The organism is Kineothrix sp. IPX-CK, from assembly GCF_039134705.1.
Lineage (GTDB): Bacteria > Bacillota > Clostridia > Lachnospirales > Lachnospiraceae > Kineothrix > Kineothrix sedimenti.
This window is the reverse complement of sequence record NZ_CP146256.1, coordinates 1,236,284-1,252,328: the sequence shown is the minus strand read 5'-3', so window position 1 is coordinate 1,252,328 and position 16,045 is coordinate 1,236,284. Positions and strand designations below refer to the sequence as shown.

Below are 16,045 nucleotides of genomic sequence, written 5' to 3'. Positions count from 1 at the left end.
AAAACGCCGCCTTATCAAGGCGGCGTTAAAATAGCATAATCAGATATTATTTAGCCGGACGCATCGCTTCCCTGTGAATAATTAGCGGTTCGCTCGTTCCGTCCACGGCACCCTTTGTTACGACACATTCTACAATCGTATCATCGGAGGGTATCCGGTACATAACATCCATCATAACGTTTTCCATAATGGAACGCAGCCCCCTCGCCCCAGTCTTTCTCTCGAATGCCTTATCTGCAATCGCTTCGATGGCATCCTGCTCAAAGGTGAGTTTTACGCTGTCAAAACCAAACAGCTTTTGGTACTGCTTGATGAGAGCGCTCTTGGGCTCTTTTAAAATACGAACGAGAGCTTCTCTATCCAATCCCTGCAAGGATACATTGATAGGAACGCGCCCTACGAATTCCGGGATCAGTCCGAATTTCACCAAATCCTGCGGAGTCACTTCCTTTAACAGCGCTCCTATATCCTTCGTGCCCTTAGCCGTAATTTCCGCATTAAAGCCAATTGCACTGCGGTCCAGGCGGGACTCCACGATCTTCTCGAGTCCGTCAAATGCTCCGCCGCAAATGAACAGAATATTGGTGGTATCTACTTGAATAAGCTCCTGATGAGGATGCTTTCTTCCCCCTTGAGGAGGCACACTGGCAACGGTACCTTCTACAATCTTAAGAAGCGCCTGCTGCACACCCTCCCCGGATACGTCTCTCGTAATAGAAACGTTCTCGCTTTTTTTCGTAATCTTATCGATTTCATCAATATATACAATACCATACTGTGCGCGTTCTACATCATAGTCAGCCGATTGTATTAACTTCAAAAGTATATTCTCAACATCTTCACCCACATAGCCCGCCTCGGTGAGCGTGGTGGCATCTGCAATTGCAAACGGCACGTTGATAATCTTAGCTAAAGTCTGCGCCAGAAAAGTCTTGCCTGAGCCGGTAGGCCCTATCATGATAATATTGCTCTTCTGAAGCTCCACATCATCATTATCTCTGGGAGCTGTTACTCTTTTATAATGATTATATACGGAGACGGCAAGAACCTTCTTTGCTTCTTCCTGTCCGATAACGTAATCGTCCAGAAACTCTTTGATTTCTACCGGCTTCAGCAAATTGATGTCCATTTCTTCGTCTACCGGTTCTTCTTCATATTCTTCTTCAATAATATCCGCGCAAATCTCCACGCATTCATCGCAAATATAAACGCCTGCGGGGCCTGCGATCAGCTTTTTGACCTGATCCTGCGACTTATTACAGAAAGAACATTTGATATCGTCGGAATTCTTTCCTGCCATTGTTAACTCCCTGCTTTTATAGCTTATTAATTATTTTCTAAACTGGCATGGTTCTCGATAATCTTATCGATCAAGCCGTATACCTTGGCTTCCTCTGCCGTCTTCCAGTTATCTCTTTCGGTATCAGCCAAAACAACCTCGTAATCCTGGCCTGTGTTCTGCGCCAAAAGCTTCGCCATCTTCTCTTTCGTTGCGAGGATATGCTTTGCGGTGATCTCAATCTCCGTCGCCTGACCCTGCGCACCGCCTAACGGCTGATGAATCATAATCTCAGCGTTGGGAAGAGCCATCCTCTTGCCTTTCGCTCCGCCTGCAAGGAGAAATGCTCCCATGCTGGCTGCCATGCCCACACAAACGGTAGACACATCGCATTTAATATAATTCATCGTATCGTAAATCGCCATACCTGCGGTAATGGAGCCGCCCGGGCTGTTAATATACAAATGTATGTCTTTTTCAGGATCCTCAGATTCCAAAAATAACAACTGCGCAACGACTATACTGGCGGAAGTATCATTCACTTCCTCACCTAAAAAAATAATTCTGTCTTTTAAAAGTCTTGAATAAATATCGTAGGATCTTTCGCCCCTGCTCGTTTGTTCAATGACATAAGGCACTAAACTCATTTTAATTCCTCCTAGCCTGATCCGTTATTTCTCTGTCAGAGATGTTTTAATCATAATTCACACGATTTGTTTTTGCAATAAAACAGGCACTGAATTAAGAGAATTTTAATTGTTTTATAAAGTTTTTATCCTTTATTTTTCCTTCGCATTTTCTACGACGAAATCTACTGCCTTCTGAATAGCGAGATCCTTCATAACCTGAGCTTTTTCCTTCTCACCGAGCATCTCTCTTACCTTTTCGGCTTCCATCTGATATACCTCGGCCATTCTCTCCGTCTCCTTGACGTATTCTTCCTCAGAAACTTCGATATTCTCCTTCGCCACTACGGCTTCAAGCACCAGTCTGGATTTGATTCTCTTCTCCGCCTGAGGCTTAACCTGCTCTAAAAGCATCTCGTAGTTAGAGCCCGTAAACTGGAAGTACTGCTCCATGGAAAGACCCTGTGTCTGGATTCTCTGCGCGAAATCGTCCACTGTCTGTCTCTGCTGTGTAACAATCATAGCCTCAGGAATCTCCATATCGGAATCGTTGATAATCGCATCGATTACCGCTTCTTCTTTGGCATTCTTGGCATCCTTTTCCTTTTTCTCCGCAAGATTCTTCTTTACATCTTCCTTGTATTCTGCCAAGGTTTCGAATTCGGATACTTCTCCTGCGAATTCATCGTCCAGTTCAGGCAGCTCTTTTTCTTTAATTTCTTTTACCGTGCATTTGAATACGGCAGCTTTCCCTTTCAGCTCTTCCGCCTGATAATCCTCGGGGAAGGTAACGTTTACTTCCAACTCTTTGCCGATTTCTGCTCCGACAAGCTGCTCCTCGAAGCCGGGGATAAATGCACCCGATCCGATGGTCAGAGGATAGTTCTCTCCCTTGCCGCCTTCGAAAGCTACATCATCTACAAAGCCCTCGAAATCGATAACTGTCATGTCGCCGTCTTTTACCGTTCTGTCGGTTACGTTGATATTTCTTGCGTTTCTTTCTCTTTCCTTATCGATTTCCGCAGTTACTTCTTCCTCGGTAACCTCTGCATCCACCTTATCTATCTTTACACCTTTGTATTTACCAAGCTTTATTTCCGGCTTCAAAGCGACCTCTGCCGTGAAGATAAAAGGCTTTCCGGCTTCGATCTGTACTACCTCGATCTTAGGAGAGGATACGATTTCTTCCTCACACTCGTCGAATGCCTTCTCATATGCCTCCGGAATCAATGCATTAGCAGCATCTTCGTAGAAAATCTCCTTACCGTACATCTTTTCCACCATCGGACGAGGTACTTTGCCCTTTCTAAAGCCAGGAATGCTGATGCTGTTCCTATTCTTTTTGTAAGCGCCCTCTATCGCCTTTTCCAATTCTTCAGCAGAAACTTCTACCGTAAGTTTTGCCATGTTCTTTTCTAATTTTTCTACTTGTAAGCTCATTAAGTGATTTCCTCCTACTTATATTATATAAATGGTCATGTCCATTAATCCACTGACTTTTGGAACAAAAGTGTGCCTCATACACAATCACAGTCATTTTACGATTATATCACATCGATTCTAAAAATACCAGCATTTATTCGTAAAAACAACCCGCCTGAAATTCAGGCGGGTCGTCTTTACCTCTTATCGATATTTCTTATTGGCACTTCTTGCTTCTTTACGTTATTTCATCTGCTCTTCTTGCTTTCTGATCATTCTTTTAACCATCTCGCCGCCGATAGAACCAGCATCCTTAGACGTCAAATCACCATTGTAACCCTCTTTCAGGTTAACGCCTAATTCAGAAGCAACTTCCGTTTTAAAGCGATCCATAGCTGCCTTAGCTTCTGGAACCTCTACTCTATTAGACTTGCTACTTGCCATCTTAATTCACCTCCACTTTACTGTTTCTAGCTTTCCGCTATCTATATTTGAGATAAGCAACCTCTGTTCACTGCTTATCTCAAATGCGTTTCCGTATCTGAACCAAGCACGAACTTAATTACTTATCTTGATGTTAGTATTTACGAAGATGAATTAATTATGAAGGTAAGTTTTGGTAAAATAATTCAATTATTTATAGTAATTTTAACAGAGCCCTGATATCCGTACTTTCCGTCGCCCAACCCGTGGCGATGCGGACTACCGTATGCTTTTCGTCATAAACTTCCCAGAAGCCGAAGGATACTTTTTCCTTTAATTCTTCAATTTTTTTATTTTCCATAATAAGAAACTGCTGGTTGGTAGGCGACTCGAAGAACAGTTCATAGCCTTTTTCCTTAAGCCCCGCCTTCAATTCGAGGGCCTTTTCGATGGCATTGCGGGAAATCTTTATATACAAATCATCCGAGAAAAGAGTATCGAACTGCAGCCCCAGAAGTCTTCCCTTAGCCAGCAGCCCGCCATGCTGCTTAATAGTGGTGAAAAAATGGGAAACCAGCTTCGGCTTAGTGAATACCAGCGCCTCTCCGAAGAGAGCTCCCACCTTTGTGCCTCCGATATAAAATGCTTCGCAGCACTCTGCGATATCACTAAGCGTCACATCCGTATTCTCCGCCGCCAGTCCGTAGCCTAACCTTGCGCCGTCGATATACATTGGAATATTATATTTTTGGCAGACCTCATGTAATCCTTCCAACTCCGCCTTCGTATAAATAGCTCCGTATTCTGTGGGATGAGTCACATACAGCATTCCCGGTATCACCATATGAGGCCAGTTCGCATCCTGATAAAACTGCTCCAGATAATCCTCCACCGTCTTCGCCTTAAGCTTACCCTTCTCATGCGGCAGCGTCAGCACTTTATGGCCGCCCGCTTCTATCGCCCCGGATTCATGAACACTGATATGTCCGCATTCGGCAGCCAGAACTCCTTCGTAAACCCGCAATATCCCATCAATTGCCACCCTGTTGGTCTGAGTTCCTCCCATAAGGAAAAAAACTTCCGCTTCCGGAGCATTGCAGGCTCTTTTTATCTTTTTCTTCGCACTATCACAATATTCATCCGTTCCATAGCCAGACGTCTGTTCCATATTGGTGTCCATAAGCCTCTCCATGATCGCCGGATGCGCGCCTTCCATATAATCGCTGTCAAAATGAAGCATTACCTTTTTTCCTTCTTCCTATGATTATTTATTTAATCCGCACTTTTCCGTCAAGTACTGTATTACATCTTTTCTTGTAATAATTCCGATGAAACACTGGCTACCATCGATGACCGGCACGAAGTTCTGGTTCATGACCTTGCTTATAAGGTCTTCGATATCGGCATCCGCTTCCACCGGCTCATTATCCCTCTTTCTCTTTATGGAATGAATGGGGACATCCTCTGCCTCTTTGAGAGTCAGATCATACCGCTCCTTCATATCCCAAAGCAAGTCCCCCTCCGTTATCGTTCCTATGTATTTCCCGTTCATATGGTCGATAACCGGTATCGCGGTATATCTGTGATGCTCCATCTTTTCTAATGTCTGACGGAGAGTATCATCATCATAAATATAAGCGACCTCTTTCTTGGGTGTCAAAAAAAATAATATATTCATAAATTTTTCTCCAGAAGCCGTATCTGTTAATAATGTCCGTAAACTATTTTATCCGCGAGCGCCTTTGCCGTATCTTCTCCCCGCAGCTTTTTCACTATGGCAAGTCCGAAGTCTATGGAACATCCCATACCTCTGGAGGTTATGATATTATCTGCGATTTCAACCGGATTTTTCGTTACGTTAGCGCCCTCAAGGTGGCTTTCATAGTCGGGAAAGGAACAAGCATTCTTTCCCTTCAGCATGCCTCTGTGCCCTAAAATACTGGGCGCCGCACAAATTGCGGCAATATCCTTGCCTTCCTTATAAAAAATATCCACCTGATTCATCAATGACATGTGCGCCTCCAGATGCTTCGTTCCGGCGCCTCCCGGAAGGATGAGCATCGTAACCTCGCTAAAATCCACGTCTTCAAATAATTTATCCATCTTTACAGCGATTCCATGAGAACCCATCACTTCCATTTCTCCGGTTATGGAAACCAACTCCGTACCGATTCCTGCCCTCCGCAATAGGTCCACTGCAGTCAGAGCTTCTATTTCCTCAAATCCCGTCGCGAAAAATACACATACTTTATCCATTTCATTTCCTTTCCGCCCGCTTTATTTTACCAAAAACGGACTTGGTATATTTATGCCATATCCATTTTACCACTCCTTTCTATTTTTTTAAAGTCGTCTATTTTTCTCAAAATCACAGGATATATTGCAAAATAGCATCTTATCTACTAGAATAATTATATTTAGGAAGGAAGTGATCTGCATGAAAATATTTAAAATAGCAATCGGCGGTGCACTGGCAATTATATTAGCAAACTTGTTAAAACTGGAATACAGCACTGCTGCGGGAATTATTACACTCCTTACCATTCAGGATACCACCAGAGAGACCATATACATTTCTTTAAAAAGAATTGTGGCTTTTTGCATTGCAACTTTACTTTCCTTTGGTCTTTTTAACTTAATTGGGTATCATGCAATTTCTTTTGGACTTTTTCTCCTTGTATTCGTATGGGTTTGTTATACGTTTCAATTACAGGACGCTATTGCAATGAATGCAGTTCTTGCTACTCATTATTTAGTTTCCTACCATATGCCGCTTTCTCTTATTGGGAACGAATTTCTCTTATTATTCATCGGAGCAGGTATCGGAACACTTCTTAATCTCTTTATGCCGGATAAGGTAAAACACATAAGAAACACACAGACTGTATTAGAGTCAGATTTAAGAACAGTATTATCCATAATGTCTGAAAATCTTTTAAAAGAATCAAAGGAGGATTATACCGGCGAATGCTTCCACACTCTCGAATCTCATATTGAAAAAGGCCTGAAGGATGCCTATGATAATATGAATAATACTCTTACCAGGGATACAAAGTATTTCATCGATTACATGCAGATGCGAAAGCAGCAATGTCAAGTACTCCGGAATATTTACCAGAAAATTAAGACACTGGATCATGTCCCTGAACAAGCAAAAGATATTGCGGATTTTATTGACCATATTGGAATAAGTTTAGAAGAAACCAATAACGCTGCTGCTTTGCTTTTGGAATGCAAGACGTTATTCCAAAAATTTCAGGCGAGTGATTTGCCCTCTACACGGCAGGAATTTGAATCCAGAGCAGTACTCTATATGCTCTTAAAGGATTTCGAATATTTTCTGCAAATCAAGCAAGATTTTGCTGCTTCTCTCTCAAGTGAACAAAAGAAAAATTATTGGAAAACTGCATTATAATAATATTCCGTTTCTTTTCTTCCACTTTAACAATAATGTAGAGTTAACTATGACTATAACGGAGCCTGCATTATGTACGAGCGCACCCGCTACCGGATTCAATATTCCGGCAATTGCAAGGACGACGGCGATAAAGTTTAGAGCCATAGAAAAGGTAAGATTACACTTTATCGTAAGCATCATGCGCTTAGACAGCCTGAGCAGATGAGGAAGCTCCTTGATTTCGTCGTTTATGAGAGCAATATCGGCCGCTTCCACCGCAATATCGCTGCCGCTTCCACCCATTGCAATCCCCACATAGGACCTTTTCAAGGCAGGAGCGTCGTTGATTCCGTCTCCTATCATGCAAACCTGCTTTTGGTTTTTCTGATAGCTATCGATCCATTTCAGTTTATCTTCCGGCAAGCAGCCAAAATGTACTTCATCGATATGAAGCTGCCTTGCGATATGACCCGCCGCATTTTCATTGTCTCCGGTCAGGAGCACCGGTATAACGCCTGTTTTCTTTACTTCCGCCATCGTCGTTACGGCGTCTTGCCTCAAGGTATCGGCCAGCGCGATAATTCCGGCAGTCTCGTTCTGTATGGCAACAAATATAACCGTACAGCCATCATTTAAGTATTCTTCCGCTTTTTTTAGCATATTATCTCCGATGCCTATTTGCTTCTCGGAAAACAGCTTCGGATTACCGGCAGTGATTTCTCTTCCGTCTATCAAAGCCTGCACTCCCCTGCCCGGAAGCATATGGAATCGCTGCGCCTCATAAAGTTCCCTCTTAAATGTGCTTTTGTATGAGCGTACCACAGCTTTGCCCAAAGGATGCTCGGAGTGCTGCTCTGCGCTGGCAGAACATAGATATAATTCCTCTTCGGGAAGGTCTTCCTTAAAGCTGTGGACCGCCACTACCTGAGGCTGTCCATAGGTGAGAGTGCCGGTTTTATCGAAAGTAATGCGCTCTACGCCAGCCAGCCGCTCCAAGGCATCTCCTTCCCGGACGAGAAAGCCATGCCTTGTCGCATTCCCAATCGCCGCCATAATTGCCGTGGGTGTTGCCAGGACGAGGGCACAGGGACAGAAAACAACCAGTATCGTTACGGCACGTATGATCTCGCCGCTTATGAGCCACGTAAGGCCCGCCGCGGTCAGTGCGATTATAACGATCCATGTTGCCCACCGATCCGCAACGCCTACAATTTTCGCTTTCCCGGCAGCGGCAGACTGTACGAGGCGTATCATTCGCTGAATGGAGCTGTCTTCGCCCACCTTTGTGGCTTCCATATCAAAAGAACCGAACTGATTGACCGTGCCGCTGGATACAAAGTCCCCGGCTCCTTTATCCACAGGAAGAGATTCCCCTGTCATGACGGCTTGATTTATCGATGTCTGTCCGGACCTGATGCGTCCGTCCACCGGAATAGTCTCTCCCGGGAGAACCCGCAGAATGTCGCCCACATGTACCAGTTCTGCCGGAACGGTCTGCTCTTTACAATCTATTATTTTTCTTGCCGTCCTGGGTGTTAAACGAACCAGTTTCTCAATTCCCGCTCTCGCCTTCGCTACAGTCAGATTCTCCAGCAGCGCACCCAGCTGCATAATAAAAGCGACCTCTCCTGCCGCAAAGGTCTCTCCGATAACGATAGATGCGATCAATGCTATGGAAACAAGCACGTCCGCCTTTATGTCAAAAGCCGTTATCAGTCCCAAGAGTGCCTCTAAAATAATCGGTACGCCGCATAAAATAATGGCAATCCAGACGACAGGGAAGGGAAACGGGTTGAAATCCAAAAGACTGGCCAATAGCGCAAGGGCGGAAATTATCAACGATGTAATATCCTTTTTTACGCCTCCCCATTCTAACAGTTCTTCTATCTTTTTCATCATATATGTCCTCCTCTTATATTGCTATATACCTATAGGGGTATTGGTACATATTATACCCATAGGGGTATACATTGTCAAGAGAATACCAAACATACAGCATGTTTCGTGAATTATTTCTATATTAGACTCATTAAAAAACCGGCCCCTTCACTTGGGCCGGTTTTTCTCTCCGATCGATTAAGTCATATTGGCAAAACGTTCCACCGCTTTTGTAAAACTCGCTATCGTCTTGTCGGCATCGCCGTGCTCGATTCCATCCTTTACACAATGGTTAATATGACCCTCTAAAACCACTTGTCCAACTTTATGGAGAGCAGATTTCGCCGCATTGATTTGTGAAAGTATGTCTTCACAGGGAACATCCTCGTCCACCATTCTGTCAATTGCCTGTACCTGACCAACGATCTTGCTCAGGCGCCGATGCAGATTATCGGAATCCATACACTGTTTCATATTAATAACCATGCCTCTCTCATAGCCTGCAAACTTTGGGCCGCAGGCACAAATTTGCGTGTGAAAAATTCATTTTTCACACTAATAACCATACCTTTCTCATACCCTTAGGGGTATCTGTACAAAATATTATGGAATAAATCGGAGAAATTGTCAATAAGCTGCTTTCCATTTACAGACAGGACATAGTATAATAAAATTACTATCCCTAAGAAAGGAAAAAACACCATAATGAACGGCATGGAAATCGAAAGAAAGTTCACAATAAAAGAATTGCCCGATAACCTCAGTTCTTATCCGTCTCACCATATAGAGCAGGCTTATCTTAACGTAGATCCCGTCATCCGGATCAGAAAACAGGACGAGGAATATTATCTGACCTATAAAGGAAAAGGACTCTTTGCAAGAGAGGAATACAACCTGCCTTTAAACAAAGAATCCTATTATCATCTGCTCGAAAAATGCGACGGCAATACGATATCCAAACGAAGATATTTGATTCCCGCAGGCGGTTCTTCACTTACCATCGAGCTGGACATCTTTGACGAGCCGCACGCTCCCCTCGTTATTGCCGAAGTAGAGTTCTCCACGGTGGAGGAAGCGGAGTCTTTTCTCCCTCCCGAATGGTTCGGCGAGGATGTGACCTATGACCATAGATACCATAATTCCAACTTGATTTAGCCCTTCGCCGGTCCAGTGGATTCCCGCACGATCAGCTCTGCCGGAAATACAATGTGTTCATAGGATTTCCGTCCGGCAATGATGTCGAACAGCAGCTTGATGGTAGTCTTTGCCATCTCCTTAACCGGCTGTTTGATGGTAGTAATTGCCGGATTATAATATTTCCCTACGTCTATGCCGTCATATCCTGCGACGGAGACATCTTCCGGGATTCTCATGCCCGCTTCCAAAAGAGCCCTGCATGCTCCCACCGCCAGCATATCCGCGGTGGCGAATATTGCGGTAAATTTTTCACCGGATTCGATGAGCTTTTTCGCCGTAATATATCCGTTTTCCATGGAATAATGCTCGATGTCATCCTCCACCCGGCGCACAAGTTTCTCATTGAAGGCGATGCCTGCCTCCGAAAGAGCATCCCTGTACCCCTCCAACCGAAGCTGTCCGATACTGTTAATTTCGGACTCTGCCGACAGAATCGCTACATTCCGATGTCCAAGACCGATAAGATGAGCGGTCATGACATAGCTTTCCTTTCTATCGTCCACCGCTATGCTGGAATATAACACTCTGCTGATATTCTCCGGCACAGCAGTTCCTATAGTACTGAATATGTAAGGTACCGTAAGGTTCTCGATCTTCTCCTGCGAATGGAAGAAATAGCCTCCCAGGAAAATGATTCCACGAAGCCTTTTTTCCTTCACCAGCTCTAAGGCAACATCCACCTCGTCCTCGTAATACTCTACATGCTTAAGTACGAGAGAATACTTTTTCTTCTGCGTCTCTTCTTCAATTACCTTGATCATATCGGAAAAAAGCGGATTCGTAATACCCTTTACGAGCACCGCAATGCTTTTTGCATCGATTCTTTTCAAATTCCTCGCGCTGTTATTCGGAACAAAACCCGTAGCCTTTATCACATCCATAATCATGTTCTTCGTCTCGGGATTAATGTCCGGATGATTATTGATAGCTCTGGAAACCGTACTGATGCCTACTCCGCACTGCTTTGCAATATCCTTAATAGTAATTTCAGGCATGATACATCCCTCCATATTTTTCCTATATCCCCGTCATTTAAATTCTTCCGTATAGCTTTGTTATCTTCCGGATTCTTTCCGCCAGCTCATCGTCAAGCTGACCCGGAAGCAGCCGCCATTTCCAATTATCCCCCAAGGTGGAGGGCGTATTGATTCTCGCCTCCGAGCCAAGGCCAAGATAATCCTGAACCGGAATGATCGCCGTGTCCGCAACGCTGGCTAACGCGGCGCGGATAAAATCCCAATGAATATCCTTTTTCGTCTTTATGTTTAAATATCGCTTGGCAAAGTTCTTATCTCTTCTGTTAAAGGTGGTATACCAGCCTACTGTCGTATCGTTATCGTGAGTTCCCGTATAGACTACGGAATTGTTCGTGTAGTTATGAGGAAGATAGTCGCTTTCCTCTCTCGAATCGAAGGCAAACTGTAAAATCTTCATCCCCGGATAGCCGGTCTTATTTACCAGCTTGATGACACTTGGCGTAAGGAAGCCCAGATCCTCTGCAATCACCGATTTGTTGCCAAGCTTAGCTTTCATGACCTTGAAAATGTCGTAGCCCGGCCCCTTCTTCCACTCTCCGAACTCTGCGGTCGGATCGCCGTAGGGAATGGCATAATATTCGTCGAATCCCCTGAAATGGTCAATCCTTACTACATCATAAAGCACATAACAATAGGTGATTCGGCGCATCCACCATTCATAGTCTGTTTTTTGGTGGTATTTCCATTCATAGAGAGGGTTTCCCCACAATTGACCGGTAGCGGAAAAAGCGTCCGGCGGACAGCCTGCCACCCCGATAGGAGTACAAGTGCCATCCAACTGAAACAGTTCCGGGTTAGCCCATGTATCCGCACTGTCAAAAGCTACATAGATAGGAATATCTCCTACAATACTTATATTTTTCTTATTGGCATATTCCTTCAATGCAAACCACTGCTTCGCGAAAAGGAATTGCTGAAATTCATAGAATTCCACTTCCTCCGCGTATTTCTCCTCATAAGCCTTCATAGCGGAAGCCTTGCGCAGCTTGATATCCTCATCCCATTCTATCCAGCTTACGCCCTTGAAGGAATTTTTTACCGCCATATAAAGTGCATAGTCGAAGAGCCAGTGTGCATTCTCCTTCTTGAATTCCTGAAATTTCTCATTCTTAGCTATCTTGCTTTTCTTATATGCCTTTTTCAATATTTTCGACCGCGACAGGTAGATTTTTTCATAATCCACATACATGTCATCGCTTCCGAAATCGCATGCATTACAGTCCTCTTCGGTAATCCATCCCTCCTTAACGAGAGCCTCCAGATCTATATAATACGGATTCCCTGCAAAAGTGGAAAAGGATTGATACGGAGAATCTCCGTACCCTGTAGGACCGAGAGGAAGTATCTGCCAATATCTCTGCCCTGCCTTTTCCAAAAAATCGACAAACTCATACGCCTGCCTGGAAAACGTACCGATGCCGTACTTAGACGGAATGCTCGATACCGGTAATAAAATGCCGCCTTTTCTCATAGTTCCTCCCATTAACCCTTCACCGCTCCGGCTACAACGCCTTCGATAATGTATTTCTGACATGTCAGATAGAATATAACGATGGGAATAATCGACAATACCAGCATCGCCATGAGCGCTCCCATATCCTTATTCCCGTTAGAGCCCACGAGCATCTGTACTACAACCGGAATCGTCTTATACTGCGTACTGATACCGATTACCAAATAGGGCAGAAGGAAGTCGTTCCATATCCACATCGCATTTAAAATGGCTACCGTGATCGCCGTAGGCTTGAGTATCGGAAATACCACTCCAAAAAAAGTCTGTAACGGATTGCAGCCGTCGATCATGGCCGCTTCTTCTATTTCTAACGGAATGGATTTCACAAAGCCCGCAAACATGAATACGGACAAGCCCGCCCCGAAACCAAGATACAATAAGCACATTCCCAGAGGGTTTCTTAAATGAAACTTATCCGCAAGGCTGGTCATCGTAAACATGACCATTTGGAAGGGTACGATCATGGAAAACACGAACATATAATACAGAATCGTGGAATACCTGGACTTTACCCTCGTAATGTAATATGCAGTCATGGAGGTGAACAGTATGATCAGTCCGACGGAAATGATCGTAATGAAAAACGACCAGCCGATGGCCTTGAAAAGTCCCGTCTTGATCAAACCGTTCACATAGTTTGTAAGCCCTACAAAAGTCTCCGAATCGGGAAGGGAAAAAGGGTCCTTACTGATGAAAAATTTCCCTTTAAAGGAGTTATTTAAAATAAACAGCAGCGGATAAAGTATCGCGACTGTCAAAACACTTAACAACACAAAAAATATTTTATTGGAAAATCTGCTTTTTGCCGATGTCATCAATGCTCTACCTCCTTACTTCTCGTAAACGATAACTGCACTAACGCAATGAGCGCTACTATGATAAAAAATACTACTGCCTTCGCCTGACCAACACCCTCATATCCGGTCCTTCCATAGAAGGTCTCGTAAATGTTCAGCGCAAGCATCTGTGTCTTTTTCATCGGCGCGCCGTCAGTAAGCGCCTTGTTCTGATCGAACAGCTTAAAGCTGTTTGACAGCGTTAAGAACAAACAAATCGTAACGGAGGACATTACCATCGGGATTTTGACCTTGATCAAGGTCTGCCATGGCGTCGCTCCGTCAATCTTCGCTGCTTCTATCAAATCTCCCGGCACATTTTGAAGGCCGGCGATGTAGATGATCATCATATAGCCTATCATCTGCCAATTCATAAGGAGCACTAAGCCCCAAAAACCGTAGGTCGCATTGGATACGATCGTCGTTTCATATTTATATAAAATAGCATTAATCATCTGCTGCCATGTATAGCCAAGCACAATACCGCCGATTAAGTTCGGCATAAAAAATACAGTTCTGAATATATTCGTTCCTTTGATTTTTCTCGTAAGTAATAGCGCAATCGCAAATGCAAATAAATTGATCGTCAATACGCTGATTACCGTAAATGACACTGTGAAGCCCAAAGCGCTTGTAAATCCCTGCCCGCCGGAGAAGGCCGTTTTGTAATTATCAAACCCTACCCATTTCGCATTGCTTACCGTGGTGAATTTACAAAAAGATAAATACACCCCCTGCACAAAGGGAATAATAAAAGCAAACGCGAAGGCTATTACCGTAGGAAGGGTAAATATCAAAAAATATTTTTTTAATGTCTTTTCCATAGTCCGTCCTCCTCTTCGCAAATTTCGAAAAACACTCCGCAGCCGAGGCTGCGAAGTGTCTCTTTACTCAACTTGCTGATAAACAAATATTCATTAAAATATTAATCTTATGTCTATATACTACTCTGAATCGAAATATTTATCAAATCCTTTTTCCGTAACAGGAATTACTGTGCCGTTGCGGATTTCTCCTCTGCCCATCTCGTAACTACCAGGTCTTTTACTTCATCCCATGTCATATTTTTGTTGCAGTACTCGAGAAGAGCTGCGCCGAAATCATCCTTGAATGCCTGGCTGGGGAAGGTTGTAAAGTTCCATGTTACGCTGGTCTTTCCGTTTTCCATATAACGATACATCTCTTTTGCAAGAGGATCGGTCGGTTTTTCATCATCGCCGAAGGTAGTGAACGGTGCGGAGTTTCCTAACGAATTAACCATATAGTCCTTGCCTGCATCTGAAGAAATCATCCAGTTAACAAAATCTAAAGTCGCTTTCTGATCTGCTTCTGAAGCCTGACTGTTAACACACCAGAAGTTCTCTGTGCCGGTGCAGAGTCCCTGATTCTCTTCGCCGGGAACGCCGGTGTAGATAGGCATGAATTTAACATCCTCTTCCTTTACCGTATTGCCTTCTACTGTAGAAATCTGTCCCCACGCCCAGTTGCCGTTCTGAACCATAGCGCACTGTCCGAGAGCGAACTCAGCCATAGAATCCGTAACTGCCTTGCTTCCAAGAAGTCCGGGTACAACGGTGGAGTTGTTGATGTATAAATCGAAAATGTTCTTGTAGTTATGGGAATATGTGAATTCGATAGCTGCCATGTCACTTACCTTGTTATCTTTGTATTCATAGTAAACCGGAATGTTTGCAAGGTGTGTCTGCCATCTCCAGTCTTCACCGGGAAGAAGAGAGGTGGAAGCGAATACGCCTTCAATACCCAGGTCCGCTTTCTTCGCTGTCATATCTTCTACAACTTCCTTCAGCTTGTCGAAGGAATTGATTTCGTCAACGCTTGCTGCTTTTGCTCCGTCCAGCGCGAAATATGCCTGCATAATCGCGTCGTTATAAATGATTCCGTAAGATTCTACCGTGTAAGGAACGCCATATACGCCGCCGTCTTCGCCGCTAATTGCAAGGCCCTTATCGGAAAGAGCGCTGTAAAGCTCGGAACTGGATAAATCGAGACAGTAATCCTTCCAGCTATTGTAACCAACCGGTCCGTTAATCTGGAACAGGGTAGGTGCATCCTGACCTGCGATCTCAGATTTCAATACTTCTTCATATGTACCGCTTGCCGCAGTTACGACCTTAACCTCTACACCAGTCTCTGAGGTGTAAGCCGCTGCGATTTCCTGCCACTGCTCATCGACCTCGGGCTTGAAGTTCAGGTAGTATACGCTTCCGCCTTCTGCCGATGCGCTCTCCTCTGCCGGAGCCGCATCTTCCGCTGCAGGTTCCGTTGTCTCTTCCGCAGGCGCCGTCGTCTCTTCTGTCGCCGCAGGTGTTTCTGCTGCAGTGCTGCCGCAGCCAACCAGCATGGAAGAAACCATCGCTACACAAAGTAATGCACTAATCAGTTTCTTTTTCATAATCAATACCTCTCCTTTTTTTGT

General features: G+C 44.3%; 16 protein-coding genes. 2 read left to right on the top strand and 14 right to left on the bottom strand.

Annotation, left to right across the window (positions count from 1 at the left end):
- Window positions 1-46: 46 nt before the first annotated feature.
- The 7 genes from clpX to V6984_RS05885 all read right to left on the bottom strand — a co-directional run bounded on the left by clpX (window position 47) and on the right by V6984_RS05885 (window position 6,006).
- On the bottom strand, window positions 47-1,300 hold the full coding sequence (gene clpX / locus V6984_RS05915) for an ATP-dependent Clp protease ATP-binding subunit ClpX (protein WP_342758854.1): 1,254 nt from the start codon (window positions 1,298-1,300) through the stop codon (window positions 47-49).
- Window positions 1,301-1,326: 26 nt separating this feature from the next.
- Window positions 1,327-1,926: an ATP-dependent Clp endopeptidase proteolytic subunit ClpP gene (gene clpP / locus V6984_RS05910; RefSeq protein ID WP_342758853.1), complete on the bottom strand. Its 600-nt coding sequence runs from the start codon at window positions 1,924-1,926 to the stop codon at window positions 1,327-1,329.
- Window positions 1,927-2,058: 132 nt separating this feature from the next.
- Window positions 2,059-3,345, bottom strand: coding sequence for a trigger factor (tig, locus tag V6984_RS05905; RefSeq protein WP_342758852.1), 1,287 nt, complete (start codon window positions 3,343-3,345; stop codon window positions 2,059-2,061).
- A 225-nt stretch (window positions 3,346-3,570) separates the two neighbouring features.
- Window positions 3,571-3,771, bottom strand: a complete 201-nt coding sequence (locus V6984_RS05900) for an alpha/beta-type small acid-soluble spore protein (protein WP_342758851.1) — start codon at window positions 3,769-3,771, stop codon at window positions 3,571-3,573.
- A gap of 193 nt (window positions 3,772-3,964) precedes the next feature.
- Window positions 3,965-4,990, bottom strand: coding sequence for a threonine aldolase family protein (locus tag V6984_RS05895; RefSeq protein WP_342758850.1), 1,026 nt, complete (start codon window positions 4,988-4,990; stop codon window positions 3,965-3,967).
- A gap of 24 nt (window positions 4,991-5,014) precedes the next feature.
- Complete coding sequence (locus V6984_RS05890) at window positions 5,015-5,428, bottom strand: CBS domain-containing protein (RefSeq protein ID WP_342758849.1); 414 nt, start codon at window positions 5,426-5,428, stop codon at window positions 5,015-5,017.
- A gap of 26 nt (window positions 5,429-5,454) precedes the next feature.
- Window positions 5,455-6,006, bottom strand: a complete 552-nt coding sequence (locus tag V6984_RS05885) for a DJ-1 family glyoxalase III (RefSeq protein ID WP_342758848.1) — start codon at window positions 6,004-6,006, stop codon at window positions 5,455-5,457.
- A 181-nt stretch (window positions 6,007-6,187) separates the two neighbouring features.
- Between V6984_RS05885 and V6984_RS05880 the strand changes: the two genes are divergently transcribed.
- Complete coding sequence (locus tag V6984_RS05880; RefSeq protein WP_342758847.1) at window positions 6,188-7,165, top strand: aromatic acid exporter family protein; 978 nt, start codon at window positions 6,188-6,190, stop codon at window positions 7,163-7,165.
- Here the strand turns inward: V6984_RS05880 and V6984_RS05875 are convergent.
- Both V6984_RS05875 and V6984_RS05870 read right to left on the bottom strand, forming a co-directional pair.
- On the bottom strand, window positions 7,160-9,046 hold the full coding sequence (locus V6984_RS05875) for a cation-translocating P-type ATPase (protein ID WP_342758846.1): 1,887 nt from the start codon (window positions 9,044-9,046) through the stop codon (window positions 7,160-7,162). The two genes, V6984_RS05880 and V6984_RS05875, sit on opposite strands and share 6 nt — an antisense overlap.
- A 177-nt stretch (window positions 9,047-9,223) precedes the next feature.
- Window positions 9,224-9,499: a metal-sensing transcriptional repressor gene (locus V6984_RS05870; RefSeq protein ID WP_342759947.1), complete on the bottom strand. Its 276-nt coding sequence runs from the start codon at window positions 9,497-9,499 to the stop codon at window positions 9,224-9,226.
- A 240-nt stretch (window positions 9,500-9,739) separates the two neighbouring features.
- Between V6984_RS05870 and V6984_RS05865 the strand changes: the two genes are divergently transcribed.
- A complete protein-coding gene (locus V6984_RS05865; protein WP_342759946.1) occupies window positions 9,740-10,180 on the top strand; it encodes a CYTH domain-containing protein in 441 nt (146 codons plus the stop codon).
- On the opposite strand, the gene V6984_RS05860 is transcribed toward V6984_RS05865, so the two are convergent.
- From V6984_RS05860 to V6984_RS05840, 5 genes are all read right to left on the bottom strand, one after another.
- A complete protein-coding gene (locus V6984_RS05860; protein WP_342758845.1) occupies window positions 10,177-11,217 on the bottom strand; it encodes a LacI family DNA-binding transcriptional regulator in 1,041 nt (346 codons plus the stop codon). The genes V6984_RS05865 and V6984_RS05860 overlap by 4 nt on opposite strands.
- A gap of 37 nt (window positions 11,218-11,254) precedes the next feature.
- Window positions 11,255-12,730 carry a 4-alpha-glucanotransferase gene (malQ, locus tag V6984_RS05855; RefSeq protein ID WP_342758844.1) on the bottom strand — a complete coding sequence of 492 codons (1,476 nt, stop codon included), beginning with the start codon at window positions 12,728-12,730 and terminating at the stop codon, window positions 11,255-11,257.
- A gap of 11 nt (window positions 12,731-12,741) precedes the next feature.
- Window positions 12,742-13,587, bottom strand: coding sequence for a carbohydrate ABC transporter permease (locus V6984_RS05850; protein WP_342758843.1), 846 nt, complete (start codon window positions 13,585-13,587; stop codon window positions 12,742-12,744).
- Window positions 13,587-14,432, bottom strand: a complete 846-nt coding sequence (locus V6984_RS05845; protein WP_342758842.1) for a sugar ABC transporter permease — start codon at window positions 14,430-14,432, stop codon at window positions 13,587-13,589. The genes V6984_RS05850 and V6984_RS05845 overlap by 1 nt, the downstream gene beginning before the upstream one ends.
- Before the next feature lie 167 nt (window positions 14,433-14,599).
- Complete coding sequence (locus tag V6984_RS05840; RefSeq protein WP_342758841.1) at window positions 14,600-16,021, bottom strand: ABC transporter substrate-binding protein; 1,422 nt, start codon at window positions 16,019-16,021, stop codon at window positions 14,600-14,602.
- Window positions 16,022-16,045: the final 24 nt, after the last annotated feature.

Excerpts from the sequence above, each read along its gene's own strand:
- V6984_RS05875 (WP_342758846.1), bottom strand. The coding sequence starts at position 9,046 with ATGATGAAAAAGATAGAAGAACTGTTAGAATGGGGAGGCGTAAAAAAG.
- clpP (WP_342758853.1), bottom strand. The coding sequence starts at position 1,926 with ATGAGTTTAGTGCCTTATGTCATTGAACAAACGAGCAGGGGCGAAAGA.
- V6984_RS05885 (WP_342758848.1), bottom strand. The coding sequence starts at position 6,006 with ATGGATAAAGTATGTGTATTTTTCGCGACGGGATTTGAGGAAATAGAA.
- V6984_RS05840 (WP_342758841.1), bottom strand. The coding sequence starts at position 16,021 with ATGAAAAAGAAACTGATTAGTGCATTACTTTGTGTAGCGATGGTTTCT.
- V6984_RS05880 (WP_342758847.1), top strand. The coding sequence starts at position 6,188 with ATGAAAATATTTAAAATAGCAATCGGCGGTGCACTGGCAATTATATTA.
- clpX (WP_342758854.1), bottom strand. The coding sequence starts at position 1,300 with ATGGCAGGAAAGAATTCCGACGATATCAAATGTTCTTTCTGTAATAAG.
- tig (WP_342758852.1), bottom strand. The coding sequence starts at position 3,345 with ATGAGCTTACAAGTAGAAAAATTAGAAAAGAACATGGCAAAACTTACG.
- V6984_RS05870 (WP_342759947.1), bottom strand. The coding sequence starts at position 9,499 with ATGAAACAGTGTATGGATTCCGATAATCTGCATCGGCGCCTGAGCAAG.
- V6984_RS05850 (WP_342758843.1), bottom strand. The coding sequence starts at position 13,587 with ATGACATCGGCAAAAAGCAGATTTTCCAATAAAATATTTTTTGTGTTG.
- V6984_RS05865 (WP_342759946.1), top strand. The coding sequence starts at position 9,740 with ATGGAAATCGAAAGAAAGTTCACAATAAAAGAATTGCCCGATAACCTC.
- V6984_RS05860 (WP_342758845.1), bottom strand. The coding sequence starts at position 11,217 with ATGCCTGAAATTACTATTAAGGATATTGCAAAGCAGTGCGGAGTAGGC.
- V6984_RS05890 (WP_342758849.1), bottom strand. The coding sequence starts at position 5,428 with ATGAATATATTATTTTTTTTGACACCCAAGAAAGAGGTCGCTTATATT.
- V6984_RS05900 (WP_342758851.1), bottom strand. The coding sequence starts at position 3,771 with ATGGCAAGTAGCAAGTCTAATAGAGTAGAGGTTCCAGAAGCTAAGGCA.
- malQ (WP_342758844.1), bottom strand. The coding sequence starts at position 12,730 with ATGAGAAAAGGCGGCATTTTATTACCGGTATCGAGCATTCCGTCTAAG.
- V6984_RS05895 (WP_342758850.1), bottom strand. The coding sequence starts at position 4,990 with ATGCTTCATTTTGACAGCGATTATATGGAAGGCGCGCATCCGGCGATC.
- V6984_RS05845 (WP_342758842.1), bottom strand. The coding sequence starts at position 14,432 with ATGGAAAAGACATTAAAAAAATATTTTTTGATATTTACCCTTCCTACG.